Source organism: Kitasatospora sp. NE20-6, assembly GCF_045862635.1.
This window is the reverse complement of sequence record NZ_BPRL01000073.1, coordinates 16,570-41,755: the sequence shown is the minus strand read 5'-3', so window position 1 is coordinate 41,755 and position 25,186 is coordinate 16,570. Positions and strand designations below refer to the sequence as shown.

General features: G+C 74.6%; 23 protein-coding genes and 1 pseudogene. 12 read left to right on the top strand and 12 right to left on the bottom strand.

The window, feature by feature from the left end; genetic code table 11:
- Nucleotides 1-41 precede the first annotated feature (41 nt).
- Nucleotides 42-1,796 (top strand): NAD+ synthase, encoded by a 1,755-nt coding sequence (locus SNE206_RS34700; RefSeq protein WP_407917547.1) that lies wholly within the window; start codon nucleotides 42-44, stop codon nucleotides 1,794-1,796.
- 47 nt (nucleotides 1,797-1,843) lie between these two features.
- On the opposite strand, the gene SNE206_RS34695 is transcribed toward SNE206_RS34700, so the two are convergent.
- From SNE206_RS34695 to SNE206_RS34680, 4 genes are all read right to left on the bottom strand, one after another.
- Complete coding sequence (locus tag SNE206_RS34695) at nucleotides 1,844-2,410, bottom strand: maleylpyruvate isomerase N-terminal domain-containing protein (protein ID WP_407917546.1); 567 nt, start codon at nucleotides 2,408-2,410, stop codon at nucleotides 1,844-1,846.
- A 109-nt stretch (nucleotides 2,411-2,519) separates the two neighbouring features.
- On the bottom strand, nucleotides 2,520-3,518 hold the full coding sequence (locus SNE206_RS34690) for an endonuclease/exonuclease/phosphatase family protein (protein WP_407917545.1): 999 nt from the start codon (nucleotides 3,516-3,518) through the stop codon (nucleotides 2,520-2,522).
- A 182-nt stretch (nucleotides 3,519-3,700) separates the two neighbouring features.
- Complete coding sequence (locus tag SNE206_RS34685) at nucleotides 3,701-4,414, bottom strand: TetR/AcrR family transcriptional regulator (RefSeq protein ID WP_407917544.1); 714 nt, start codon at nucleotides 4,412-4,414, stop codon at nucleotides 3,701-3,703.
- 22 nt (nucleotides 4,415-4,436) lie between these two features.
- Nucleotides 4,437-6,023, bottom strand: coding sequence for an MFS transporter (locus SNE206_RS34680; protein WP_407917543.1), 1,587 nt, complete (start codon nucleotides 6,021-6,023; stop codon nucleotides 4,437-4,439).
- A gap of 243 nt (nucleotides 6,024-6,266) precedes the next feature.
- Here SNE206_RS34680 and panB point away from each other — a divergent pair, with 243 nt between their 5' ends.
- The 3 genes from panB to SNE206_RS34665 all read left to right on the top strand — a co-directional run bounded on the left by panB (nucleotide 6,267) and on the right by SNE206_RS34665 (nucleotide 9,159).
- Nucleotides 6,267-7,133, top strand: coding sequence for a 3-methyl-2-oxobutanoate hydroxymethyltransferase (gene panB, locus SNE206_RS34675; protein WP_407917542.1), 867 nt, complete (start codon nucleotides 6,267-6,269; stop codon nucleotides 7,131-7,133).
- Nucleotides 7,134-7,330: 197 nt separating this feature from the next.
- Nucleotides 7,331-8,347 (top strand): ATP-binding cassette domain-containing protein, encoded by a 1,017-nt coding sequence (locus tag SNE206_RS34670; RefSeq protein ID WP_407917541.1) that lies wholly within the window; start codon nucleotides 7,331-7,333, stop codon nucleotides 8,345-8,347.
- Nucleotides 8,344-9,159: an ABC transporter permease gene (locus tag SNE206_RS34665; RefSeq protein WP_407917540.1), complete on the top strand. Its 816-nt coding sequence runs from the start codon at nucleotides 8,344-8,346 to the stop codon at nucleotides 9,157-9,159. The genes SNE206_RS34670 and SNE206_RS34665 overlap by 4 nt, the downstream gene beginning before the upstream one ends.
- A 22-nt stretch (nucleotides 9,160-9,181) precedes the next feature.
- On the opposite strand, the gene SNE206_RS34660 is transcribed toward SNE206_RS34665, so the two are convergent.
- Nucleotides 9,182-12,559, bottom strand: coding sequence for an AfsR/SARP family transcriptional regulator (locus SNE206_RS34660; protein WP_407917539.1), 3,378 nt, complete (start codon nucleotides 12,557-12,559; stop codon nucleotides 9,182-9,184).
- 181 nt (nucleotides 12,560-12,740) lie between these two features.
- Between SNE206_RS34660 and SNE206_RS34655 the strand changes: the two genes are divergently transcribed.
- Complete coding sequence (locus tag SNE206_RS34655) at nucleotides 12,741-13,550, top strand: site-2 protease family protein (RefSeq protein ID WP_407917538.1); 810 nt, start codon at nucleotides 12,741-12,743, stop codon at nucleotides 13,548-13,550.
- Between the two features lie 37 nt (nucleotides 13,551-13,587).
- Here the strand turns inward: SNE206_RS34655 and SNE206_RS34650 are convergent, their stop codons facing one another.
- Nucleotides 13,588-13,779 carry a hypothetical protein gene (locus tag SNE206_RS34650; protein WP_407917537.1) on the bottom strand — a complete coding sequence of 64 codons (192 nt, stop codon included), beginning with the start codon at nucleotides 13,777-13,779 and terminating at the stop codon, nucleotides 13,588-13,590.
- Nucleotides 13,780-13,865: 86 nt separating this feature from the next.
- On the bottom strand, nucleotides 13,866-14,576 hold the full coding sequence (gene npdG / locus SNE206_RS34645) for an NADPH-dependent F420 reductase (RefSeq protein ID WP_407917536.1): 711 nt from the start codon (nucleotides 14,574-14,576) through the stop codon (nucleotides 13,866-13,868).
- Between the two features lie 47 nt (nucleotides 14,577-14,623).
- On the opposite strand from npdG, the gene SNE206_RS34640 reads away from it, so the two are divergent.
- Complete coding sequence (locus SNE206_RS34640; RefSeq protein ID WP_407917535.1) at nucleotides 14,624-15,211, top strand: hypothetical protein; 588 nt, start codon at nucleotides 14,624-14,626, stop codon at nucleotides 15,209-15,211.
- A 64-nt stretch (nucleotides 15,212-15,275) separates the two neighbouring features.
- A complete protein-coding gene (locus SNE206_RS34635) occupies nucleotides 15,276-16,628 on the top strand; it encodes an MFS transporter (RefSeq protein WP_407917534.1) in 1,353 nt (450 codons plus the stop codon).
- Nucleotides 16,629-16,653: 25 nt separating this feature from the next.
- Here SNE206_RS34635 and SNE206_RS34630 read toward each other — a convergent pair whose 3' ends face one another.
- Nucleotides 16,654-16,887 (bottom strand): hypothetical protein, encoded by a 234-nt coding sequence (locus tag SNE206_RS34630; RefSeq protein WP_407917533.1) that lies wholly within the window; start codon nucleotides 16,885-16,887, stop codon nucleotides 16,654-16,656.
- A 104-nt stretch (nucleotides 16,888-16,991) separates the two neighbouring features.
- Between SNE206_RS34630 and map the strand changes: the two genes are divergently transcribed.
- Complete coding sequence (gene map, locus SNE206_RS34625) at nucleotides 16,992-17,837, top strand: type I methionyl aminopeptidase (protein ID WP_407917532.1); 846 nt, start codon at nucleotides 16,992-16,994, stop codon at nucleotides 17,835-17,837.
- A 48-nt stretch (nucleotides 17,838-17,885) separates the two neighbouring features.
- On the opposite strand, the gene SNE206_RS34620 is transcribed toward map, so the two are convergent.
- On the bottom strand, nucleotides 17,886-18,584 hold the full coding sequence (locus SNE206_RS34620) for a bifunctional DNA primase/polymerase (protein WP_407917531.1): 699 nt from the start codon (nucleotides 18,582-18,584) through the stop codon (nucleotides 17,886-17,888).
- A 396-nt stretch (nucleotides 18,585-18,980) separates the two neighbouring features.
- Here SNE206_RS34620 and SNE206_RS34615 point away from each other — a divergent pair, with 396 nt between their 5' ends.
- Nucleotides 18,981-19,193 carry a hypothetical protein gene (locus SNE206_RS34615; RefSeq protein WP_407917530.1) on the top strand — a complete coding sequence of 71 codons (213 nt, stop codon included), beginning with the start codon at nucleotides 18,981-18,983 and terminating at the stop codon, nucleotides 19,191-19,193.
- Between the two features lie 87 nt (nucleotides 19,194-19,280).
- Here SNE206_RS34615 and SNE206_RS34610 read toward each other — a convergent pair whose 3' ends face one another.
- The gene (locus SNE206_RS34610) at nucleotides 19,281-19,973 is read right to left on the bottom strand and encodes a PadR family transcriptional regulator (protein ID WP_407917555.1); all 693 of its coding nucleotides are present in this window, start codon (nucleotides 19,971-19,973) and stop codon (nucleotides 19,281-19,283) included.
- Between the two features lie 225 nt (nucleotides 19,974-20,198).
- Between SNE206_RS34610 and SNE206_RS34605 the strand changes: the two genes are divergently transcribed.
- Both SNE206_RS34605 and SNE206_RS34600 read left to right on the top strand, forming a co-directional pair.
- Nucleotides 20,199-20,597, top strand: coding sequence for an ACT domain-containing protein (locus SNE206_RS34605; protein ID WP_407917529.1), 399 nt, complete (start codon nucleotides 20,199-20,201; stop codon nucleotides 20,595-20,597).
- 141 nt (nucleotides 20,598-20,738) lie between these two features.
- Nucleotides 20,739-21,728 (top strand): annotated as a pseudogene (locus tag SNE206_RS34600) (serine hydrolase domain-containing protein); the annotation flags it as partial.
- 53 nt (nucleotides 21,729-21,781) lie between these two features.
- Here SNE206_RS34600 and SNE206_RS34595 read toward each other — a convergent pair.
- On the bottom strand, nucleotides 21,782-22,723 hold the full coding sequence (locus tag SNE206_RS34595) for an esterase/lipase family protein (protein ID WP_407917528.1): 942 nt from the start codon (nucleotides 22,721-22,723) through the stop codon (nucleotides 21,782-21,784).
- Between the two features lie 115 nt (nucleotides 22,724-22,838).
- Here SNE206_RS34595 and SNE206_RS34590 point away from each other — a divergent pair, with 115 nt between their 5' ends.
- Nucleotides 22,839-24,104, top strand: coding sequence for a PucR family transcriptional regulator (locus SNE206_RS34590; RefSeq protein WP_407917527.1), 1,266 nt, complete (start codon nucleotides 22,839-22,841; stop codon nucleotides 24,102-24,104).
- A gap of 54 nt (nucleotides 24,105-24,158) precedes the next feature.
- On the opposite strand, the gene SNE206_RS34585 is transcribed toward SNE206_RS34590, so the two are convergent.
- Nucleotides 24,159-25,112, bottom strand: a complete 954-nt coding sequence (locus SNE206_RS34585; RefSeq protein ID WP_407917526.1) for a rhomboid family intramembrane serine protease — start codon at nucleotides 25,110-25,112, stop codon at nucleotides 24,159-24,161.
- Nucleotides 25,113-25,186: the final 74 nt, after the last annotated feature.

Sequence of the window (25,186 nt, the reverse complement as noted above, 5' to 3'; positions counted from 1 at the left end):
CCCCGCGACATAACGTCAGTTCGACGATTACACTCGGGGCCATGCCGAATCTCCGTCTCGCCCTGTGCCAGATCGACCCGTGGGTCGGCGACCTCTCCCGCAACGGCGACGAGGTGGTGCGCTGGACCAGGCAGGCCGCCGACGCCGGCGCCCAGCTGGTCGCCTTCCCCGAGATGGCCCTGACCGGGTACCCGGTCGAGGACCTCGCCCTGCGTTCGTCGTTCGTGGAGGCGTCCCGCGCGGCCCTGGTGGAGCTGGCCGCCCGGCTGGCCGCCGAGGGCCTGGGCGAGGTGCCGGTGGTGGTCGGCTACCTCGGCCGGTCCGAGCACGACTCGCCGAAGCTGCACCGCGCGGCGGGTTCGCCGCAGAACTGCGCGGCGGTGCTGCACCGCGGCACGGTGGTGACCCGCTTCGCCAAGCACTACCTGCCCAACTACGGCGTCTTCGACGAGTACCGGTACTTCGTGCCGGGCGACCAGCTGGTGGTGCTCAGCCTGCACGGCGTCGACGTGGCGCTGGCGATCTGCGAGGACATCTGGCAGGACGGCGGCCGGGTCGCCGCGGCCGGGGAGGCGGGGGCCGGCCTGCTGCTGTCGATCAACGGCTCGCCGTACGAGCGGAACAAGGACGACGTCCGGCTGGAGCTGGTACGGCGCCGGGCCGCCGAGGCGGGCTGCACCCTCGCCTACCTCAACATGGTCGGCGCGCAGGACGAGCTGGTCTTCGACGGCGAGACCCTCGTGGTGTCGGCGGAGGGCGAGGTGCTGGCCCGCGCCCCGCAGTTCGAGGAGAAGCTGCTGGTCGTCGACCTGGAGCTGCCGGCCGCCGCCGGGGGGCACACCGACGGGCTCATCCTCACCGACGGCCTGCACCTCGTCCGCGCCGAGCTGGGCGGCGAGCCGCTGCCGGCCCCCGCCGAGCCGCTCGTCAACGAGATCGCGCCGCGGCTGGACGACGAGGCGGAGATCTACGCGGCACTGGTCGAGGGCACCCGGGCGTACGTCCGCAAGAACGGCTTCCGGTCGGTGCTGATCGGCCTCTCCGGCGGCATCGACTCGGCGCTGGTCGCCGCGATCGCGGTGGACGCGATCGGGGCGGAGAACGTGCACTGCGTGTCGATGCCGAGCCGGTACTCCTCGGAGCACTCCAAGGACGACGCGGCCGACCTGGCCCGCCGTACGGGTCTCAACTTCCGTACCGTGCCGATCGCGCCGATGTTCGACGCCTACATGGCCTCGCTGGGCCTGACCGGCCTCGCGGAGGAGAACCTGCAGTCGCGGCTGCGCGGCACGCTGCTGATGGCGATCTCCAACCAGGAGGGGCACATCGTGCTCGCGCCCGGCAACAAGAGCGAACTGGCCGTCGGCTACTCGACGCTGTACGGCGACTCGGTGGGCGCCTACGGCCCCATCAAGGACGTCTACAAGTCGCTGATCTTCCGCCTCGCGACGTGGCGCAACGAGGCCGCCGTGCAGCGCGGCGAGGAGCCGCCGATCCCGCAGAACACCATCACCAAGCCGCCGTCGGCGGAGCTGCGGCCCGACCAGGTCGACACCGACTCGCTGCCCGACTACGACCTGCTGGACACCGTGCTCGACCTGTACGTGGAGGGCGACCTCGGCCGGGACGCGATCGTCGCCGCCGGGTTCGCGCCGGAGGTGGTGGACCGGATCGTCCGCCTCGTCGACACGGCCGAGTACAAGCGCCGGCAGTACCCGCCGGGCCCGAAGATCTCCCCGAAGGGCTTCGGCCGCGACCGGCGCCTGCCGATCACCAACCGCTGGCGCCGCGGCTGACCCCGGCCGGACGCCCCCTCCCGGACGCCCCGCCCGCCCGGCCCGGCTCAGCCGAGGGAGGCCTGCCACGTCCAGCTGGTGCGCCGCGCCCGGCCCGCGAGGGCGGCCCGGCCGGTGCACCACAGGAGCACCTCGGCGGGGTCGCCCCCGGGGGCGTCCGGGAAGAGCCGGGCCAGCACGCCCTTCGCGAGGGGCGCCGGCAGGTGCCAGTCGACCCGGAGGCCCCGGGTGATGTCCCAGGTGTGCAGGAGGATCTCGGCCGTCCCCATGGCCGCGAAGCCGGACGGGTCGCACGGCCCCCAGTGCCAGGCCCGGGCCTCGGGCCCGGCGAGGGCGAGCGCGCCGGTCAGCAGGCCGCCGCCGGCCCGCACCACCTGGAGGAGCTCGGAGACCGGCGCCCCGGGGCGGACCACCAGGTCGAACGGCAGGTAGCCCTCGCGGGGCCGGGCGGCGAGCTGCCCGGCGTACGCCACCAGGTCGTGCGCGATGTGCTCGGCGGCCTCGCGGCACGTCCAGACGAGCGGCCCCGCGCGGACCGACCAGTCGTCGTCCTCACGGCCGACGAGCACGGCCAGCGACTCGGTGAGGGCGCGGTCGACGTCACGTCCATCCATGCCTGCCATCGTCCCACGCAGGGACGGGCCGCGGACCCCGGCCGCAGGGCCGGCCCGGGGCGGCCGGGCGGGGCAGGTCGGGCGGGACAGGTCGGTACCGGTGGTCGGCTCAGTACCGGTAGTCGGCGGCGACGGCCCGGTGGTCGCTGCCGTCGGCGGGCAGCACCCACGAGTCGGTGGGCTTCAGCCCGCCCTTGCTGAGGATCTGGTCGATCCGCGCCATCGGGAAGGCGGACGGCCAGGAGAAGCCGAAGCCGTCGCCCGCGGCGCCCTGGGCGGAGCGCATCTGGGAGGTGACGGGGGCGAGGCTGCGGTCGTTCATGGTGCCGTTGAGGTCGCCGAGCAGGATGACCTTGGAGAGCTTCTCGGCCTCGATGGCGTCGCCGAGGGCCTGCGCGCTGCGGTCGCGGCGGCCGGCGGTGAAACCGCTCGCCGACTTAAGGCGCACCGACGGCAGGTGCGCGACGTACACCGCCAGCGGGCCGGCCGGGGTGGCGACGCGGGCACGGAAGGCCCGGGTCCAGCCGATGCGGATGTCGACCACGCGCACGTCGCCGATCGGGTACGTGGACCAGAGGCCGACGGTGCCCTCGACCACGTGGTACGGGTAGCGGTCGGCCAGGCCCGTGGAGTAGGCGGCCACCGCACTCGGGGCGAGCTCCTCCAGGGCGACGATCTCGGCGCCGGAGCCGTTGAGCAGCTTCACGGTGCCTGCGGTGTCACTGTTGGCGGCGGCGACGTTGTGCGTGAGCACGGTGAAGTCGCCCTCCCCGCCGGACTTGTCGGTGACCAGGCCGCCGAAGAGGTTGAGCCAGACGATCGCCGGGAGCAGCACCGCCGTGAGGGCGGTCGCCGAGCGGCGCCACAGCCCGACCAGGGCGAGGACGGGCACGGCCAGCCCGAGCCACGGGAGGAAGGTCTCCACCAGGCTGCCGAGGTTGCCCCAGCGGTTGGGGGCGACCGCGTGGGCGGCGAGCACCACGGCGGTGAGGACGGCGAGCGCGGCGGTGATCCAGCCGCGGCGGGGGTCGAGCCAGCGGCTCCGGGAGCGGGCCCGCCCGCCGGGGGTGCTGCCGGCCGCCGTCACTGCCTCGTCCGCCTGCACCATGCGCCGCACCGCTCCCGTGTTCCCGTTGTGCCGTCGTGCCCGTGCCGTCGTGCCCGCGCCGTGGTGTCGTGTCGCCGTGCAGGTCCGCGCGCCAGGAGGCGCCCGGGTTTGTCGGATTCTCGGCTCAGCCTATGACGGCATGGACGCGAAACCGCCCCCGGGGGGTTGCGGCACGCCCCGGATCAGCGGGAACGCCCGTCCGGCGGCGGGGCGGCGACCCCGTTGAGGACCGCGTCGACCATCTGCTCGGGGAGTCCGGGGTCCTCCAGCGGCGCCTCGTCCCACAGGACGGTCCGCAGCAGGATCGGGCCGATGACGATCTCGCAGAGGAGTTCGATGTCGAGGTCGGAGCGGAGCACGCCCTCCTCGACGCCGCGGCGCACGATGGCGCGCGCCATCGCACGGCGGGGCCGGACGACCTGCTCCTGGTAGGCCTCGCGGAGCTCCGGCCAGGAGTTCATCTGGCTGAGCGCGGACTTCAGCATCCAGCGGGACCGTTTGGCGAGGCCGCGCTGGCGCATGTACTCGACCATGGCGATCAGCTCGTCGCGGACGCTGCCGTCGGTGCTGGTCCGGACGGGTGCCGGGGCCTCCAGCCGGGCGACGACGTCGACGAGCAGCGCCTCCTTGTTGGGCCAGCGCCGGTAGATGGTGGCCTTGCCGACGCCCGCGGCGGCGGCGATCCGTTCGACGGAGAGGTCGGAGAGGCTGCGGCCGGCCTCCATCAGCTCCTCGACGGCGGCGAAGATCGCCTGCTCGGCCGCCTCGCTGCGCGGACGGCCCCGCCGCGGGGCGCAGAGCTCCGTGGCGGGGCCCCCGTCGAGGGCGTCGCAGGCCGGGTCGGTCGGCGCCGGATGGGTCGTCGCCGTGGCCTGGGCGGTCGGTTCGGTGTGCATGGCGCCATTCTCTCCCGGTCGCTCAGACGCGGGCCTTGCGAGGCTCGCTGTCGGTGGGGGCCTGCTGGACGGCCGGGGCGGCGGGGGCCTTGCCGGGGAGCAGCAGGAGTGCGAGGAGGACGCCGACGGCGGTGATGCCCGCGGAGAGCCCGGCGACGACGTGCATGGCGTGCACGAAGGCGTCCTGGGCGGGGACGACCAGGCCGGGGAGCCCCGCCTTGTCGGCGACGGCGACGGTGGCCTCCAGGGACTCGCCGGCCTTGCCGCGGAGGGCGGCGGGCACCTGGTCGAGGTGGTCGGCCATGCCGTCGCGGTAGACGGTCGACAGGACGGCGCCCAAGACGGCGACGCCGAGCGAGCCGCCGACCTGGCGGAAGGTGTTGTTGATCGCGGAGCCGGCGCCGGCCTTCTCCCGGGGCAGGGCGCCCATGATGGCGACGGTCACGGGCGGCATGACGTGGGCCATGCCGGCGCCCATGACGAAGCCGATCACGACGAGCACCCAGATGGGGGTGGTGGCGCCGAGCAGGAGGTAGCCGAGGAAGCCGACGGCGATCAGCGCCATGCCGGCGGCGCAGGTGGCGCGGATGCCGAAGCGGTCGACGACGAGGCGGGCGCGGGGGGCGAAGGCCATCTGGGCGCCGGCGAGCGGCAGCATCAGCAGGCCGGCCTGGAGGGCGCTGTAGCCGCGGACGCTCTGGGTGTAGAAGACGCCGAAGAACGAGACGCCCATGAGGGCGAAGAAGACGACGCCGATGACCACGACGGAGGCGGAGAACACCTTGTTGCGGAACCAGGTGACGTCCAGCGCGGGGTGGGAGGTGCGGCGTTCGAAGACGACGAACGCGGCGAGGGCGAGGACGCCGACGAGGATCGGCACCCAGGCGCCGGGCGCGGTGAAGTCGGCGAGTTCGCCGCCCTTGATGATGCCGTAGATCAGTGCGACGAGGCCGACGATGGAGAGCAGCACGCCGATCGGGTCGAGCTTGCCGGGGCGCGGGTCGCGGGAGTTCGGCACGAGCAGGCTCATGGCGACGAGCGCGACGATCACGATCGGGACGTTGACGAGGAAGACCGAGCCCCACCAGAAGTGCTCGATGAGCAGGCCGCCGGTGATCGGGCCGATGGCGATGGCGAGGCCGACGGCGCCGGCCCAGATGCCGATGGCCTTGGGCTGCTCGTGGCGCTCGAAGACGTTCATGATGATCGCGAGGGTGGCGGGCATGACGAACGCCCCGCCGAGGCCCATCACCGCGCGGAACGCGACGAGCTGGCCGGGGCTGTCCGCGAAGGCGGAGAGCAGCGAGCCGAGGCCGAAGACGACCATGCCGCCGAGGAGCGCCCACTTGCGGCCGAGGCGGTCGCCGAGGAGGCCCGCGGTGAAGAGCAGGCCGGCGAAGACGAGCGTGTAGGAGTTGATCGCCCATTCGAGGTCGCTCTGGCTGGCGCCGAGCCCGGTGGGGGCGGGGGCGGCGATCGTCTTCATCGCGACGTTGAGGATGGAGTTGTCGAGCACGACGACGAGCAGGGCGAGGATCAGGGTGCCCAGGATCGCCCAGCGGCGGCGGTGGATGGCTTCGGGTGCACGCGGTGGCGCAGCGGTGCTCATGTGGTTCTCCCCGTCCGTACGAGAGGTGCAGACTTACGAGTCGCCTTCGTCTCGTAACCCGTTCGGGCCAAGCCTAGCGCCTCTTGCGATACGAGACGGGCTCGTATCGTAAAGTATGGGTAAAGAGTGCCGTGAGCCGTCCGGACCCGGGCCTTTGCGGCGGGCGCGCGGCGTGCAAGCATGGGTGCAGATCCGGGGACGCCGTAAGGCGCCACGAGACGACAACCTTCTGGAGTCTGTTCGATGAACGCTTCTCCGCTTCAGCCTGCCCAGCCGCAGGAAGGCACCGTCCTGTACGGCGGCATCACCAACCGGCGCGTGACCGTCCGCGACCTGGCCAGGGCCAAGCAGCACGGCGAGCGCTGGGCGATGCTCACCGCGTACGACGCCCTGACCGCCGGCGTGTTCGACGAGGCCGGCATCCCGGTGCTGCTCGTCGGCGACTCGGCCGGCAACTGTCACCTCGGCTACGAGACCACCGTGCCCGTGACCATGGACCAGATGGTGATGCTCTCCGCCGCCGTCGTCCGCGGCACGAAGCGCGCCATGGTCGTCGGCGACATGCCGTTCGGCTCCTACCAGGAGTCGCCCGCGCAGGCCATGCACAACGCGGCCCGCCTCATGAAGGAGGCCGGGGTCGGCGCCGTCAAGCTGGAGGGCGGCGAGCGCAGCGCCCGATCCATCGAACTGCTCGTCGAGGCGGGCATCCCGGTGATGGCCCACATCGGCCTCACCCCGCAGTCCGTGCACGCCTTCGGCGGCTACCCGGTGCAGGGCCGCGGCGACGAGGCCGCCCACCGGCTGCTGCGCGACGCCAAGGCCGTCCAGCAGGCCGGCGCCTTCTCCGTCGTGCTGGAAGCCGTGCCCGCCGAGCTCGCCGCCGAGGTCACCGCGCAGCTCGCGATCCCGACGGTCGGCATCGGCGCCGGGGTCTCCACCGACGCGCAGGTGCTCGTCTGGACGGACATGGCCGGCATGACCGCCGGCCGGGTGCCGAAGTTCGTCAAGCAGTACGCGGACCTGCGGGCCGTCCTCGGCGACGCCGCCCGCGAGTTCGCCGCGGACGTCACCTCCGGCGCCTTCCCGGCGCCCGAGCACAGCTTCAGCTGATCCCCCTCGCACGGGTGCCGGGGCCGCGACCTGCGGTCCCGGCACCCGTGCGTCCGGGCCCGTCCGGCACCGCCCGGCCGCCGCGGCCAGGCCCGGACGGGCGCCCGGCAGCACCGCGACAGCGCCGTGCCGGTGCACCCGTCGCGCTGACAGCAGGGTGACAGCGGGCTGACAGCGGCGCCCGGCAGCCTGGGGGCATGACATCGAACGCAACCGCCCCGAACGACCGGGGGCAGCTCGGCCGCGGCAACGCCGTGGAGGTCCGCGGCATCGTCAAGACCTTCGGCGCCACCCGGGCGCTCGACGGCGTCGACCTCAGCGTCCGCGAGGGCACCGTGCTCGGCCTGCTCGGCCCGAACGGCGCCGGCAAGACCACCCTCGTCCGCATCCTCTCCACCCTCGTGAAGCCGGACGCCGGCACCGCGTTCGTCGGCGGCTACGACGTGCTGCGCCAGCCCAAGCAGCTGCGCCGCACGATCGGCCTCACCGGCCAGTACGCCTCCGTCGACGAGCTGCTCTCCGGCTACGAGAACCTCTACCTGATCGGGCGGCTGCTCGACCTCTCCGCCAAGGAGTCGAAGACCCGCGCCGGCGAGCTGCTGGAGCGCTTCTCCCTCACCGAGGCCGCCAAGCGCCCCGCGAAGACGTACTCCGGCGGCATGCGGCGCCGGCTCGACCTCGCCGCCTCCATGATCGGCCGGCCCAAGGTGCTCTACCTGGACGAGCCCACCACCGGCCTCGACCCCCGCACCCGCAACGAGGTCTGGGACGAGGTGCAGCGGATGGTCGCCGAGGGCTCCACCGTGCTCCTCACCACCCAGTACATGGAGGAGGCGGAGCAGCTCGCCCACGAGCTGACCGTCATCGACCGCGGCCGGGTGATCGCCGCGGGCGGCATCGACGAGCTGAAGACGCAGGTCGGCGGCCAGACCCTGCAGGTGCGCCCGCTGCACGCCGCCGAACTCCCCGAGATGGCCCGGTGCCTGCACGAGGCGGGCATCGCGGCGACGTTCTCCACCGACAGCGGCCTCCTCTCCGTGCAGCTCACCGAGGACGGCCAGCTGACGTCGGTGATCGGCGTGCTCGGCACCCGCGGCTTCGGCATCGCGGGCATCGACACCGAACTCCCCAGCCTGGACGAGGTGTTCCTCACCATCACCGGCAAGCCGTCGGCCGCCGCCGCCCCGATCCACGACAAGGAGCCCGTGGCATGACCACCGCCGCCCCGACCTTCGCCCCGGCCCACGCGGACGATCCGCGGATCGGCCTCTCCGGGCACCTGCGCCACGTCGGCGCGCTCACCCGCCGCAACCTGATGCGCATCAAGGCCGACCCCGAGTCGATGCTCGACGCGCTGCTCATCCCGATCATCTTCACGGTGCTGTTCGTCTACGTCTTCGGCGGCGCGGTCTCCGGCAGCCAGCAGGAGTACATCCAGTACATGATCCCCGGCCTGCTCGGCACCACCGGCCTCAACCTGGCGATGGCCGTCGGCACCGGCCTCAACAGCGACTTCCAGACCGGCGTGATGGACCGCTTCCGCACCCTGCCGATCGGCCGGTCCGCGGTGCTGCTGTCGAAGATCGTCGCCGAGACCTGCCGCGGCCTGGTCTCCTTCACCATCCTCATCGGCTTCGCGATGATCCTCGGCCTGGAGATCAGGACCGGCTTCCTGCAGCTGCTGGCCGCCGTCGGCCTCTCGCTGCTCTTCGGCATGTCGATCGTCTGGATCTCCATGCTGCTCGGCATGTCGCTGCGCAGCGCCCAGGCCGTGCAGGGCGTCAGCATGCTGGTGATCATGCCGCTGCAGTTCGGCAGCTCGATCTTCGCGCCGACCAGCACCATGCCCGGCTGGCTGCAGACCTTCACCGAGTACAACCCGCTCTCCGCGCTGGCCGACGCCTGCCGCAGCCTGATCAACGGCGGCCCGCTCACCCACTCGGTGACGATCGTGGTGGTCTGGTCGCTGGCGATCACCGCCGTCACCGCGCCGCTCGCGGTGGCCCGCTTCCGCAAGCGCACCTGAACCGAAGACTTCTGACGTGGTGTCAGATCTCATCGATGTCGTCGAGCAGGGCGGCCGCCTCCGAGAGCGTGAGGCGGCTGCCCTCCTCGCGCGCCGCGCGCAGGCCGTCCGCGCCGAGCAGTTCCTCCAGCCGCCCGATCAGCCGCCGGTGCTCCAGCCGCTCCATGTGCGAGCCCAGCGCGCCGTGCAGCACGTCTCCGGCGCCGACCAGGACGCCGGCGCGGCGCGCCGCCACGGGCTGCGCCTCCTGCTCCGCGAGGGCCAGCAGCACGCCCGCCGCGGGCATCAGCAGCATCGCGGCCATGTGCTCGACGAAGATGGTGGCCCCGCCGGGCGAGGCGGTCATCTCCCGGCGCCCCCCGGCCATCAGCTCCAGGCCGCGCCGGGCGTCGCCGGCCCGCGCCACGACCCAGCCCCGGATGCAGGCCACGATGCCGAAGAAGACGGCCGGGACGACCGGCCCCAGCGTGCTCTGGGTGCTCAGGAGCTCGTCCAGCTCGTGCAGCGCCGCGTCGTGGTCGCCCTGGCGGACCCGCAGGTTGCACAGCACGAGCCGGCCGTACATCGTGGCGCCGTCCGCCGCGTGGTGACCGCTCAGCCTGACGTCCTCCAGGGCGTCGAGCACCATCCGTTCGGCCTCGACCGGGTCGATCTCGAACAGTGTCTCGCCGAGCCGCACCTGGAGCAGCGGCACCTCCTGCGAGGCGCCCAGCTCCTCGGCGATCCCGATGGCCTGGCGGTAGGCGGCGGCAGCGCGCCGGTCGTCGCCCTGCTTGGCCGCGTTCTCCGCCTGCGCGGACAGCGCCTCCGACATGCCCCAGCGGTCGCCGATCGCGGTGAAGAGCTGCAGCGCCTCGGCGCTGTCCTCGACGGCCTGGCCGAGGCCGCCGACCAGGTCGTTGAGCAGCCGGGCGCGCAGCTGCAGGGCGAAGGCGAGGTCGATCGGCCGCCCGTGCCGGCGGGCGCCCGCCACGGCGTCGTCCATCAGGCCCTTCATCCGGTCGAACTCCCCGGTGAGGAACGCCCCGAAGACCCGCAGCAGCACCGGGAAGCGGTACGCCTGCGGCAGGTCCGGCGTGTACGTCTCCAGCACCCGCCGGCTGAGCCGCATCGCCTCCTGGTCGCCGAGCATCGCCATGTTGCCGGTGAACATCGCCACCAGCCGGTGCAGGTGCACCTGCCGGCGGGTCTCGGCGAGCATCGCGGGCGCCAGCGGCGGCGGGGCGTCCAGCGGGCCGGCCAGCAGCGGCTCCGGCGGCTCCGCGTCGTCCGCGTACGCGTCGGGGCCGAGCGCGGTCACCGCCTCGTACCAGCTGTGGGCCTCGCGGCGGTAGTCGCGCAGCGACCAGAACCAGCTCATGCCGAGGACGAGGAGCAGCGCCTCCTCCTCGTCACCGGCGTCGACGGCGGTGCGCAGCGCCGCACGGATGTTGTCCTGGTCGCGGTCGAGCACGGCGAGCCAGTGCAGCTGCTCGGGGCCGTGCAGGCTGAGCTCGGCGGTGCGCACCAGCTCGCGGAAGCAGCGGACGTGGCGCTGCCGGGCCGCGGCCTCGTCCTCCCCGGCCTCGGCGAGCCGCTCGGCGGCGTACTCGTGGATGGTCTCCAGCATCGCGTAGCGGGGGCCGCCGTCGAGGTCGGCGACCACGAGGGACTTGTCGACGAGGGAGAGGAGCAGGTCGGCGACGTCCTCGCGGCGCACCTCGGTGCCGTCGGCGACGACGTCCTCGGCGGCCTCCAGGGTGCAGCCGCCGGCGAAGACGGAGAGCCGCCGCAGCACGGCGCGCTCCCGCCGGCCGAGCAGGTCCCAGCTCCAGTCGACGACGGCCCGCAGGGTCTGCTGACGGGGCAGCAGCGTGCGGGAGCCCGCGGTGAGCAGGGCGAACCGGCCGTCGAGGCGGTCGGCGAGCCGGCGGGGCGTCAGGCCGCGCAGCCGGGCGGCGGCGAGTTCGATGGCGAGCGGCAGGCCGTCGAGGCGGCGGCAGATCTCCGCGCAGGCCTCCGGGTCGTCGGCGGGGTCGAAGCCGGGCCGGGCCGCGGCGCCGCGTTCGGCGAGCAGCCGCAGGGCGGCCGGGTCGGGCAGCGGTTCGACGGGCAGCACGGTCTCGCCGGGCACGCCCAGCGGTTCGCGGCTGGTGGCGAGGACGGTCAGGCCGGGGCACTCGGCGAGCAGCCGGTCGGCGAGGTCGGCGGCGGCCTGGACGAGGTGCTCGCAGTTGTCGAGGACGAGGAGCATCCGGCGGCCCGCGCAGTGCTCGACGAGGCGGAAGAGGGGGTCGCTGCGGCGGCCGTCGATGGCCTCGGCGACGGCGCTGCTGGTGTGCAGCACGGTCTCGCGCAGGCCGAGGGCGGCGACGACGGCGTCGGGCACCGCCCCGGCGTCCTCCAGCGGGGCGAGCTCGGCCATCCAGACGCCGTCCGGCCAGGCGCCGCCGGCGAGCTGGGCGCGGCCCGCCTCCAGGGAGAGCCGGGTCTTGCCGGAGCCGCCGGGGCCGGTGAGCGTGGTGAGCCGGCCCGCGGCGAGGGCGCGGCCCACGGTGGCGAGGTCCGTGTCGCGGCCGACGAAGCTGGTGAGCCGGGGCCGCAGGTTGCCGGCGGGGGCCGGGCGGGCGCCGGGCCTCGCCGCCGCGGCGCGGGGTGCCGGTACGGGCTCCGCGGCGGGGCCGGGCCGGGCGGCCGCGGGGGCGTCGCCCGCGGCGAGCAGCCCGGCGTGCAGGGCGCGCAGCTCCGGTCCGGGGTCGGTGCCGAGCCCGTCGGCGAGGGCGCGGCGCAGCCGGTCGTAGCGCTGGAGCGCCTCGGCGGTGCGGCCCTCGGCCTGCAGGGCCCGCAGGAGCAGTGCGTGCAGGGGTTCGTCGAGGGGTTCGCCGGCGCAGAGTTCGGCGAGTTCGGCGGTGAGGTCGGCGGCGCGGCCGAGGGCGAGGTCGGCGGTGATCCGGTGCCGGCGGGCCTCGTCGCGCTGGGCCTCCAGGCGGACGGCCGCGCCGGCCCGGTCGGGGAGGTCGGCGAGGGCGGGGCCGCGCCACAGGGCGAGGGCGGCGCGCAGCAGGTCGGCGGCCTCCCCGGGATCCCCGGCGGCGAGGGCGCGGCGGCCGTCCGCGGCGAGGCGCTGGAAGTCGCCGGCGTCGGTGCCGCCGCCGGCCAGCCAGTAGCCGGACGGGCCGGAGCCCACCTCGTCGCGGCCGACGGTGCGGCGCAGCCGTCCGACGAGGGTCTGCAGGGCGGCGGAGGCGTCCTGCGGCGGGTCGTCGCCCCAGACCTCGTCCACCAGCAGGTCCGCCGGGACGGGCCGGCCCTGCCGGAGGGCCAGGGCGGCGAGCAGGGCGCGCAGCCGGGCGCCGCCGAGCGGCACCGGGATGCCGTCGTCGTGGTGGGCCGTGGTGGTTCCGAGGATGCCGTAGTGCACGGCCCCATTCTGGTCGACGGCCGGGCGGGCGGGCGCCCGGGTGCCGGTGGCCGTGCGGCGGGGCCGCGGAACCGGGGGCGCGTGCCGTGCGTTCACCGGGGACGGCTTGTCCCCGCCTCGCGGCGCGGGGCATGATCGGTCCCCCCGTCCGCACCCCGGCCGATTTCGGAGCGCCGCCACCATGACCTTCGCCGACACGCAGCGCCGCAGCGAGGAGAACCGGATCAGTCCGGTGTTCTGGGTGCTGCTCGCGACCCTGGCCACCTCGGCGTGGGCGGTGGTGAGCGGCTACGGGAGCGCGCGGTTCGGCGTGTTCCTGTTCGTGGTGTCGGGCTGGATGGTCTCGCTGTGCCTGCACGAGTACGCGCACGCGCGGACGGCGATGCACAGCGGCGACATCACGATCGGCGCCAAGGGCTACCTGACGCTCAATCCGTTCAAGTACGCGCACGCGCTGCTGAGCTTCGTGCTGCCGGTGATCTTCGTGATCATGGGCGGCATCGGTCTGCCCGGCGGCGCGGTCTACATCGAGCGGCACCGCATCCGGGGCCGGCTGAAGCACAGCCTGATCTCGGCGGCCGGGCCGCTGGTGAACGTGCTGTTCGGAGTGGCCCTGCTGGTGCTGGTGAGCTCCGGGGTCTTCGACGACCCGGACCGGCCCGCGGTGCTCGACGGCCAGCAGCTGATCGTCTCGGCCTTCCCGGCGGCGCTCGGTTTCCTGGCGTTCCTGCAGGTCAGCGCGTCCCTGCTGAACCTGCTGCCGATCCCGGGCCTGGACGGCTACGGCATCGTCGAGCCGTGGCTGTCGCCGAGGACCCGCCGGGCGATCGAGCCGTTCGCGCCGTACGGGATGCTCGCGGTGTTCGTGATCTTCTGGCAGACGTCGGTCGGCCAGTGGTTCTCCGACCTGGTGTTCTCGATCATCCGCCTGTTCGGCGTCTCCGAGGCGTACCCGGTGGTCGGCCAGTACCTCTTCCGCTTCTGGCAGTGAGGCCCGTCCGGGGCCCGTCCGCCGCGGCCGCCGGGCGCTACGGCTGCCGGGCCGCCGCCGCGGCGCGCTCCAGGCGCTCCTTGCGGATGTAGTACCAGGCCATGTTCGAGGACAGGCCGGCGAGCAGCACCCAGATCACGCCGAACCAGTTGCCCTCCACGAAGGAGACGACGGCGGCCGTCACCGCGAGCACGAGGACGATCGAGGCGAAGAGGGCGTTGCGGGGCATGGTGGAACTCCTAGGGCCGGCTGCGGTCGCCACCCATTGTCACCGACCGGCCCCCGTGCCCGGGTACGGGGGCCGGTCGCGGGCCGTCAGACGTCGGTGACGCGGAGCCCGGCGTGCGCCTTGTAGCGGCGGTTGACCGAGATCAGGTTGGCGACCAGCGACTCCACCTGGTGGGCGTTGCGGAGCCGTCCGGCGAAGATGCCGCGCATGCCGGGGATCCGCCCGGCGAGGGCCTGCACGGCGTCGGTGGCGGCCCGGTCGTCGCCGAGCACCATCACGTCGGTGTCGATCTCCTCGACCGCCGTGTCCTGCAGCAGCACCGCCGACAGGTGGTGGAAGGCCGCGGTGACGCGGGAGGCGGGCAGCAGGGCGGCGGCCTGCTGGGCGGCGCTGCCCTCCTCGGGCTTCAGGGCGTACGCCCCCTGCTTGTCGAAGCCCAGCGGGTTCACGCAGTCCACGACGATCTTGCCGGTGAGCTCCTCGCGCAGGGCGGCGAGCGTGTCGGCGTGGCCCTCCCAGGGCACGGCGACGATCACGATGTCGCTCTCCCGGGCGCAGGCCGCGTTGTCGGCGCCGCGCACGCCGAGGCCCAGCTGCTCCGCCGCGGCCTCCGCGCGTTCGGCGGTGCGGGAGCCGATCACCACCTGCTGGCCGGCCCTGGCCAGCCGGTAGGCCAGGCCGCGGCCCTGGTCGCCGGTGCCGCCGAGGACGCCGACGACGAGCGCGGACACGTCGAGCGGGACGGGGGGCGCGGGGGCCGCGGTGGCGGCCGGATTCACCGATTCGGGTTGCGTCATGCCGAAGATCCTCCCAAAGGCGGGCCCACTGCTCCATTCTGTCCCGCATGGACGCGGTGAGACTTTCCGCACTGAGCGCGTCACTGGCCGGCACCGGCCTGCTGGACGTCACCCGGGCCTTCGGCGGCGCACTGCACCGCTCGGTCACCCGGCGCTCCGCCACGGGCCTGCTGCTCGTGGGCACCGAGGCGTACGAGCCCTGGCACCTGGCCGCCCACCTGGACGAGGAGGCCGTCGCCTGCGGGGTCGGCGCGCTCGCCCCGCTGCTGGTCCGGCACCGGGTGCCGCCCGGTGCGCCCGCCCACCTCGCGTCCGGGCTGCACCGGCTCCACGCGGCCCGGCGCGGCGAGACGGTGCTGGTGGTGGCGCCCGGCGCGGCCGGCGAGGGCCTCCTGGAGCGGGTGGACGACGCCCGGCGCGGCGGGGCGACGGTGCTCGCGCTCGACTCCGGCGACCCGGAGCTCGGCTCCCTCGCGCACGAGCGGCTGGCGGTGCCGGTGGCGGGCGAGGGTCCGTTCGACCTGGTGCAGCACCTGGTCGGCGCGGCGGCCTCGGCGCCGCCGTCCGGGGGGATGCGCAGCCGGCTGGCCCGGCTCGCCGGGCAGCTCATGGCACCCCCGGTGCTGCACTGGTGAACGGCCGGGCCGCGCCGTAAATTCGCTTGCCCGGCCCCGGCCGGGCGACCGAGGATGGCCCGTCGTGACCTCCGGACCACCGCAGACCCGGTCGAGCCGGCCGCCGGGCCTTCTCCGCGGCCTGCTGCCCGACACCACCCCCTGGCGGGCCTCCCGCGAGTTCCGCCTGCTGTGGGCGTCGGGGTGCGTGAGCAGCCTGGGCAGCTTCCTGACGTACGTGGCCGTGCCGCTGCAGGTGAAGGAGCTCACCGGCTCCTCGTTCGCGGTCGGCCTGGTCGGGGCGTTCGAGCTGGTGCCGCTGATCGTCTTCGGGCTGTGGGGCGGCGCCCTCGCCGACGCGCTCGACCGCCGCCGGCTGGTGCTGTTCTCGGAGGGCGCCCTCGGGCTGCTCACCGGCCTGCTGCTGATCAACGCCCTGCTGCCGCACCCGGTGCTGTGGCCGGTCTACGCGGTGGCCGCGCTGGTCGCCGCCGTCGACGGCCTGCAGCGGCCCGCCCTGGACTCGCTGACCCCGCGGATCGTGCCGCACGAGCAGCTGACCGCCGCGTTCGCCCTGAACTCCCTCTACCGCAACGTCGGCTCGGTGGCCGGCCCGGCACTGGCCGGGGTGATCGTGGCACTCGCCGGGGTGCAGACCGCGTACGCGCTGGACGTCGTCAGCTTCGCGGCCTCGCTGCTGCTGCTCGCCCGGATCCGGGCGGTGCCGCCGCCCACCGGCGCGGAACGGCCCTCGGTGCGCGCGATCGCCACCGGCCTGCGCTACGCCTGGAGCCGCAAGGACCTGCTCGGCACCTACGCGATCGACGTCTGCGCGATGCTGTTCGCCTTCCCGGTGGCGGTGTTCCCCTTCCTCGCGGCGGACCTGCACGCCGGGTGGGCGCTCGGCCTGCTGTACGGCGCGCCCGCGGCCGGTGCGCTGCTCGTCTCCGCCACCGGCGGCTGGACCTCCCGCATCCACCGGCACGGCCGGATGCTGGTCGCCGCGGCCCTCGGCTGGGGCGCCGCGGTGACCGTCGCCGGGCTGGTGGGCGACATCTGGCTCGTCCTGGCGTGCCTGGCGGCGGCCGGCGCCGCCGACCAGATCAGCGGGACCGCCCGGGCCACCCTGTGGAACCAGTCGATCCCGGACGAGCTGCGCGGCCGCCTGGCCGGGGTCGAACTGCTCAGCTACTCGGTGGGCCCGCAGCTGGGGCAGGTGCGGGCCGGCGGCACGGCCGCCCTGATCGGGGTGCGCGGCTCGGTCTGGGCGGGCGGCGCGGCCTGCGTGCTCGGGGTGGCGGCGCTGGCCGTGGCCCTGCCCGCCCTGCTCGCCTACGACGCCCGGACGGATCCGCACACCGCGGCCGTCCGGGAGGCCGCGGAGCGCGCCGCGCGGCTCCGGGCCGCCGACGGCGCGGGGCAGCCCGCCACCGCCTGACGCAGGGTCGGCGGGACCGGCCGGGTCAGCCCTGCCCGCCCTCCGCGGGCGGGTCGTCGTGCCAGCGCGGGTCGTTCCGCCACTCGCGGTTGCGCTCGGCGGCGGTGTCCAGCGCGGCGGCGGCCTCGCCCGGTGTGGCGTACGGGCCGAGGCGGTCCTTGGCCGGGCACTCGGGCCCCTCCTCGACCTTGGCGTGCTTGATGCAGTAGAACCACTCGCCGGGCTTGCCGGTGGGCTTGCGCCCGAATCCCAGTGCCATGGGGTGCTCCCCTCGTTCGTCGGTCGTCCTGGAAAGATCCTTTCCCGACACCCGGACCGTACACACGACCGGACGGCCGGGCGGCGGCGACTAGAATCGCGGCCATGGCTCTCGTACCCGGCACGCAGTCCCCCACCCGCAAGGTCCCCGCGCACATCGCGCGCCCGGAGTACGTGGGCAGGCCCGCGCCGACGCCGTACACCGGCCCCGAGGTGCAGACCGCGGAGACCGTGGAGAAGATGCGGATCGCCGGGCGGATCGCCGCGCAGGCCATGGAGGAGGCGGCGAAGCTGATCGCCCCGGGCGTCACCACCGACGAGCTCGACGCCGTCGCGCACGCCTACATGTGCGACCACGGCGCGTACCCGTCGGACCTCGGCTACCGGGGCTTCCCCAAGTCGATCTGCACCTCCGTCAACGAGGTGATCTGCCACGGCATCCCGGACTCGACGGTCCTTCAGGACGGCGACATCGTCAACATCGACGCCACCGCGTACATCCACGGCGTGCACGGCGACCTCAACGCCACCTACCTGTGCGGCAACGTCGACGAGGAGTCGAAGCTGCTGGTGGAGCGCACCCGCGAGGCACTCGCCCGGTCGATCAAGGCGGTCAAGCCGGGCCGTCAGGTCAACGTCATCGGCCGGGTCATCGAGTCGTACGCCAAGCGGTTCGGCTACGGGGTCGTCCGCGACTTCACCGGCCACGGCATCAACACGTCGTTCCACTCCGGGCTGATCATCCCGCACTACGACAGCGAGCGGGCCACCGAGGTCATCAAGCCCGGCATGACGTTCACCATCGAGCCGATGCTGACGCTGGGCAGCTACGACTACGACATCTGGGAGGACGGCTGGACGGTCGTCACCAAGGACCGCAAGCGGACCGCCCAGTTCGAGCACACCCTCGTCGTGACCGCGGACGGCGCGGAGATCCTCACGCTGCCGTGACCGCTCCCTGTCCCGCCCCGCCCCCTGGCCGGGCGGGGCAGGCGGGTCCTAGCCGATCAGCCACTGCTCCTCGGCGACCGCGCCGACCTCGGTGCAGGCGTCGGTGAGCACGTCCAGCACGCGCAGCGGGTCGGGCAGCGCGTGCTCGGGACCGCGCAGCCAGCACACCTCGGAGCCGTCCGGCAGTGCGGCCGGGGGCAGCAGCGTGTACGAGCCGCGGCAGTGCCAGCGCAGGCCGGGGTGCTCGGACATGGTGTCCGGGGTGGAGTCGAGGGCGCTCGTCCACCACTCGTCCTCGTCGGCGGGGGTGCCGCGGGTGGCGGTGAAGAAGAGGTAGCGGTCGTCGCCGACGGCGGCGACCGGGCCGGTCACGCCGAGCCCGTCGAGCCGTTCCAGGGCGAGGCGTCCGGCCGCGGCCGGCACGTCCAGCACGTCGTGCGCGCGGCCGGTGGCCGTGACGAAGTTCGCCTGCGGGTCGCGCGCCAGCCAGCGTTCGAGCTGTTCCGCGTCGGTGGTGGCCTGGGTCTGCCAGGCGAAGGAGACGGGGTGCTGGGCCGGCGCCGGACAGCCGACCCGGTCGCAGGAGCACCGGTGGCCCGCGGGATGCGCCGCGGGCGCGAGCGGGAATCCGGCGCGCACGGCGCCCAGCAGCAGATCCAGCCTCGCAGCCGCTCCCCCGCCCGTGACCGTGCGGTCCTGCCGCCGCTCACGCCGCCACCAGGTCGTCCACCTGCTGCTGGCTTCCATCGGGCCCCTTCCGCTCTGCCGTGACCTGACGTGCCTGGTGCGGCACGCCGACCGGCGTGACATCCGACGCAACACCCGGCGCCGCCCGCTGCTTCCCGGTGCGCCGTCCGTCACGTCCGCCGTGGGCCGGAACCGGGATCGCCGGCCGGCCGACGCCCCGGGCACAGCACGGAGTTCGCGGCCTGCGACTCGCGGCCGGACGCACCGGCGTGCGCCGTGACCGGCCCCGACGGACCCGCGGACCCGGGTCGACCCCGAGGGCGTACAGAGCAGGATAAGGGTGCGGACGACCCCGGAATGACCGGGGCGGGTGCTGCGCCGGTCACAGCGGCTCCACACCGCCTCTGCCGGATGCGCACGCACGGCCGCCGCCGGCCGCCGCGTACGCTGGTGGGCGTGAAGAGCGCGGAGACGGAATTCCTCGGCGGCCCCCTGGACGGCAGGGTGCTGCCCGTCATGCTGGGGGTGTTCCACACCGTGCCGAAGGTGTACCGCGTGCCGGTGCCCGGCTACCACGACACGCCCCCGGTGACGCTGGTCTACCGCCGCACCAAGGTGCCCGGCAGCAAGGGCTGGCGCTGGTGCTACGCGTACGACGAGCAGGCGTGACGCGGCCCCGCCGACCCGGACCGGGACCGGCGGGGCCTGCTCCTGCGGCGGGGCCCGCCCCTGCCGGGAGCCGCCCGGCGGAGACCGTCAGACCTGCTCGTCGGCGAGGATCAGGTAGAGCTTGCGCTTCGCCTCGTTGAGGACGGCGAGGCCCTTGGCGCGCTGCTCGGCGGTGCCGGTCGCCACGACCTGCCGGATCGCGTGGTCGACCGCGGCCATCGCCGCGCCCGTCTCCTGGACGGCCTCCCAGTCGACGCCGCGGCCGGCGTCCTCCCAGGGGGACTCCGCACCCGCGTCGGCCTCGGCCCGGCCGGCGTCCGTCAGCTCGAACAGCTTCTTGCCCGAGGACTCCTGAGCCGCGATCAGCCCCTCCTCCTCCAGCATCTGCAGGGTCGGGTAGACCGAACCCGGGCTGGGCCGCCAGGCGCCGCCCGTCCGCTCGCCGATCTCGGTGATCATCTCGTAGCCGTGCATCGGCCGCTCCCTGAGCAGCGCGAGCAGCGAGGCCCGGACGTCGCCGCGCCGGGCCCGGCCGCCGCGGCGACCGCCGCCCGGCCCCCAGCCGCCTGGCCCCCAGCCGCCCGGTCCTCGGCCGCGGCCACCGTGACCGGGGAAGCCCGGTCCGCCGAAGCCGCGCCCGAACGGGCCCGGACCGCCGGGGCCCGGCGGCACCCCCGGCAGGCCGGGCGGGCCGAAGGCGAAACGCCCCTCGAAGCCGTCCCCGGGCATCCCGCCACCGGACATCCCGCCACCGGGCCGGCGCTCTCCCCTGAATCGCATTCCCTGGCGCATCTGCGCACCACCTCTCGCCTGTGACACCTCTTTCCGAAGCATCTCGATAACTCGACGATATATCGGTGACTGTCGCTCGTCAACGGTTTCCGACCACCGCGCGGCCGGCCGCGGCCCGCGGGCCGCCCCCCGCGGCCCCACGGCGCCGGGCCGGCGCCCGCGACACGGACGCGGCTGCCCGCCGCCGCGCGGCACCCGCACTACGGTGGACGCATGGCCGCCGAACGAGACCTCAGCGCACTGCTCGGCGGGTTGCGGCCCGTGCTCAACCCGGGCCGGTACGTGTACTGCACGCTGCCCGCCCGCGTACCGCCAGGGCTGCGCCCGGTGGTGACCGTCGCGGAGGCCGAGGGCGTCACCGTGGTGGTGCCGCAGCCGGAGGCGGACGAGCTCGGACTGCGCTACGAGTACGTCGCGGCCTGGATCACGCTGCGGATCCACTCGGCGCTGGAGGCCGTCGGCCTCACCGCGGCCGTGGCGACCGAACTCGCCGACCACGGCATCAGCTGCAACGTCGCCGCGGGCTTCCACCACGACCACCTGTTCGTGCCGGCCCGCGACGCCGAACGGGCCGTCCGGGTGCTGGAGGAGCTGTCGGCCCGGCAGGGCTGAGCGGCACGCGCCGCCGCGGGCCCGGCCGCGCCGGGGCGCGCCCGCGGAGGCGCTCTGGCCGCGCGACCCGGGTGCGGGCGACAATCCGGGAGTACCGCACCGTTCGACCGGCTCCACTCCACCGGTTACGGAGGGACGCACGTGACCACCACCACGCCCTGGGCCCCCGCGGCAGCCGCCGCACTGGCCGACGCCCTCGACCACGCCGTACGGGAGCGCGGTGTGCCCGGCGGGGTGCTCGTGCTCGGCGACACCCGCGCAGGCCCCGCCCCGGACCGGTCGGTCGCCGCCCGCGGCGCCGTCGCCCCCGAGTGCGGACCCGCCGCGCCGGACGAGCACACCCGGTACGACCTCGCCTCGCTCACCAAGATCACCGCCACCTGGGCGCTGACCGGCCGGGCGCTCGCCGCAGGGCTGCTCGACCTGGACACCCCGCTCGGCGAGCGGTTCCCGGAGCTGCCCGTCCCCGGCGCCCTGCTCACCGTGCGCGGCCTGCTGTCGCACAGTGCGGGCCTCCAGCCGGAGACCCGGCTCGACCGGTACCTCCACCTCGACCGGCCGCTCGCCGAACTCCTCTGCGCGGAGCGGCTCGTCGCCACCCCGGGCAGCGAACACCGTTACATCAACCGGGGGTTCGTCCTGCTCGGGCTGCTGCTGGAAGCCGCGCACGGGCGGCCGCTGGACCGCCTCGCGGACGAGATGTGGCGCGAAACCGGCATGTACGAAACGGAGTTCGGCCCGGTGCGGCGCTCACCCGCGGTCGCCCCGACCGAGCAGCGGCTGCGCGGCGCGCCCCGCACCTGGGGCACTCCGCACGACCCGAACGCCGCCCTGCTGAACGGTGTCGCCGGCCACGCCGGGGTCTTCTCCACCGCGGCCGACCTCGCCGTCTTCGCCGAACACCTGCTGACCGGCGACGACCCCTGGCTCGCGGCCAGCCTGCGCCCGCAGATCGCCGCCGACCCGGGCCGCAGCCGCGGCCTGGCCTGGCTCGTCACCGACACCGGCGTCGCCTACCACCACGGCTACACCGGCACCAGCCTCTTCCTCTCCCCCGCCACCGGGCGGTACGCCGTGCTGCTCACCAACGCGGTCTACCACGGCTTCAGCAGCAGCAGGCTCACCCCGCTGCGCGACCTCGCGCTCGCCGAGCTCGCCGGCCCCCGCACGGTCCGACCGCACCGTCAGCCGCAGCCCACCCAGGTGGCGTGGGCCGGGTCGAGGGCGTTCACGACGTGGTGCAGCGCGGTCGGGTCGACCGCGATCAGCACGTGCTCGGCCAGGTCGACCGGGCAGCTGTCCTGCACGGTGATGTTGTCGACCCCCTGGCCGGAGAGGAACTGCGTGCGGTACGGCGTCACCACCTCGTCGAACACGGTGGAGATCACGGTGTAGCGCACCCCGGGCACGGTGTCCGGCACCGAGGCCAGCTTCCGGTTGAACGCCGAGTCGACCACCTGGTCCCGGCAGGCCGGGCAGGCGTCGTAGATCAGGTCGGCGACACCGGGCAGGTACGGGGCGAGGTTGGCGATGCCGGAGAGCGTGGTGCCGTGGTTGGACGGCGCGAGGCCGATCAGCTTGTCCACCTTGGCGGCGCCGCCGAGGAACTTCACGTAGTAGTTCGGGAGCATGCCGCCCTGCGAGTGGCCGACGATGTCGACCTTCGCCGCACCGGTGTACGTCCGCACCAGGTCGACGAAGCGGCCGAGTTGCGCGGCCGACTCCGCGGCCGGGCCGAGCCCTCCGATCGGCAGCAGCAGGCCGCTGCCGGAGGAGGTGATGCCGGGCACCGTGCCGTAGTCGAGGGCGAAGACGCAGTAGCCCAGGCTCTTCAGCAGCGGGGAGAGCACCAGCCAGTTCTCGTACCGGTTGGCGAAGGTGCCGTGCACCAGGACGACCGGGTTGGGGTGCGCGGCGCGGGGCCGGCAGCTCCAGTCGTTGGCGCCGGGCGGGGAGGCCACGGTGTCACCGTCGGGTGGGGCCGAGGCGGTGGCCGTGCTCGCCGCCGCGAGGGCGGTGGGGGTTCCGCCGGTCAGTACGGCGGCTGCCAGCAGCACCGCGCCGAGTGCGCCGACGAGCTTGCGTCGCAGGGGTTTTGCGGCAGAGCGGAGAAGTGGGGTTCTCAACTGTTGCCTCCACACCAGAAGTTTGTTACCAACAGGTAACCGGGAGTGCCTCCATGATGGGGCCGCCGCCACGGACCGGCCCTTGGGCGTATCCCAGACCTGGACGGTGTTTTCTGTGAGCAGTCACAACGCCTCTGCGCTGCAGGTGGACTGGCAGGTGCCGCTGATCGGCGGGATCCCCGCCGACCGGCACCTGCTGGACGGCCTGCCCGAACTCGTCGCCACCGTCCTCGCCCAGCTCCTCGAACGGCTGCCCACCTACCGGCAGTTGCCGCGAGAACAGCTCACCGGCGAGCTCACCCGCACCATCGGCCACCGCATCCGCGCGCTCGCCCTTGCCGTCCGCACCGGCGAGGTTCCCGCCGCCGAGGAGTTCACGGCCGTCCGCGAGCACGCCGCCCGCCGCGCCGAGGAAGGGCTGCCGCTGGAGGCCGTCCTCCTCGCCCACCACCTCGGCCTGGAGGTCTGCTGGGACCGCATGACCCGGACCGCCGGCGCCGGCGACACCGCGGCTCTGCTCGTGCTGCACCGGCTGCTGCTGGACCACCTCCGGCAGCTCACCGCGGCCGCCGGCGCCGGGTACTTCGAGGAGCGGCGGACCATGGTCGACGAACGGAACGCCGCCCGGCACGCCCTGCTCACCGCCCTCCTCGACGGCGCCCCCGCCGAGGAGGCCGCCGCCCGGGCCGGGGTGCGGCTCCCGCCCGCCTACGCCGTCCTCGGGCTCGCCGTCGCCGACCACCCCGACGAACGCGCCGACGGCGTCGACCGCACGGTGGCGGGCCGGCGCAAGCTGCGCCGGCTGCGCGCCGAACTCGACCACCACACCCGGCAGTCGTCACTCACCGTGCTCTCCGCCGGCGGCGGGCTCGTCCTCGTACCGCTCGACTGCCGGCCCGACGACGTGCCCGACGACCGGTGGCGGCAGCTGGACGACCTCCTCGCCCGCACCGCCAGGGCCGTCGGCGCGCCCGTGCTCGCCGGCGCCGCGGCCTGCGAGCCGTACGCGGTGGCCACCGCGGCCACGCTCGCGTACGAGGTGCTGGAGGTCGCACAGGCCTTCGGCCGCCCGCCCGGGCTGTACCGGCTCGACGACGTGCTGCTGGAGTACCAGCTCACCAGACCGAGCCACGCCCGGCCCCGGCTCGCCTCCCTGATCGAACCCCTGCAGGACGCGGGCGACCTGCTCGCCACCCTGCGCACCCACCTGGCGGGCGGCCTGAACCGCCGCCACACCGCCGGCGCACTCCACCTGCACCCCAACACGGTCGACTACCGGCTGCGCCGGATCGCCGCCCTCACCGGGCTCGACCCGGCCCGCCCCGCCGACCTGCTGCGCATCACCGCGGCGATCGCCGCGCACGACGCCGAACACGCCTGAGCCCGCGGCCTCCTGGCGGACCCGGCGCCCAGCACCCGGCAGCGGGTCAGCGGGTCAGCTCCAGGGCGTGTTCATCAGGATGTCCGAGGTCTTCAGCGCGACGAGGGCCACCAGGACGGCCGCCACCGCCACCGTGCCCGCCGCCTGGACCCCGCCCCGCAGCCGGGCCGGGCGGGCCAGCGCGAACGCCAGCACGGCACCCACCGCGGCACCCGCGGCCAGGCCGCCGAGGTGGCCCTGCCAGGACGTGAAGCCCGCCGAGACCACCAGCCAGACCAGCGAACCGCCCAGCAGCCGACCGCTGTCGAGCGGGTCGTGGCGGGTCCGGCGGGCCGTCACCGCGTAGCCCGCCACCAGGCCGAAGACCGCCCCGGACGCGCCGACCGCCGACCGCTCCGGTGCCAGCAGGTACTGGAACACCGACCCGCCGAGCGCGGAGACGAGGTAGAGGCCCAGGAACCGGAGCCGGCCGAGCCGGCCCTCCAGGAAGCGGCCGAGCAGCCACAGCCCGTACATGTTTACCAGGATGTGGGCGATCCCGAAGACGCCCTCCGTCGGCGGGAGATGGAGGAACGCCGAGGTGATCAGCCGGTACCACTCGCCGTGCGCGACGCCGACGGCGTGGTAGCCCGTCGGGAGGTACGGCGTATCGACCGTGTAGAAGCCGCCGTCCGGGCCCACCACGCCCTGCCCCAGCGCGGAGAACCGGTCGACGATCCCCGGACGGGCCACCTCGGCCAGGTAGAGCAGGACGTTGAGCGCGATCAGCGCCCAGGTCAGGACGGGACGCGTCACGGTGCGCCCGCCGAACCGGGTGACGGTCGGCCGGGCCGCCCGGGCCGCGCCCTTCACGCACTCCACGCACTGGTAGCCGACGGACGCCTCGTGACGGCAGTCCGGGCAGGCGTACCGGTCGCACCGGCTGCACCGGATGTACGACTCGCGGTCGGTGTGCCGGAAGCAGACGGCGGCCGGCGGGGCCGCCTCGACGGTCGGCGTGCTGTCCATGGGCGGGCGTCTCCGGGGGCGGGGCCGCCGCGGGGTGCGGCGGGGCGGGCGGCGGGGCGTGACGGCGGCGCCGC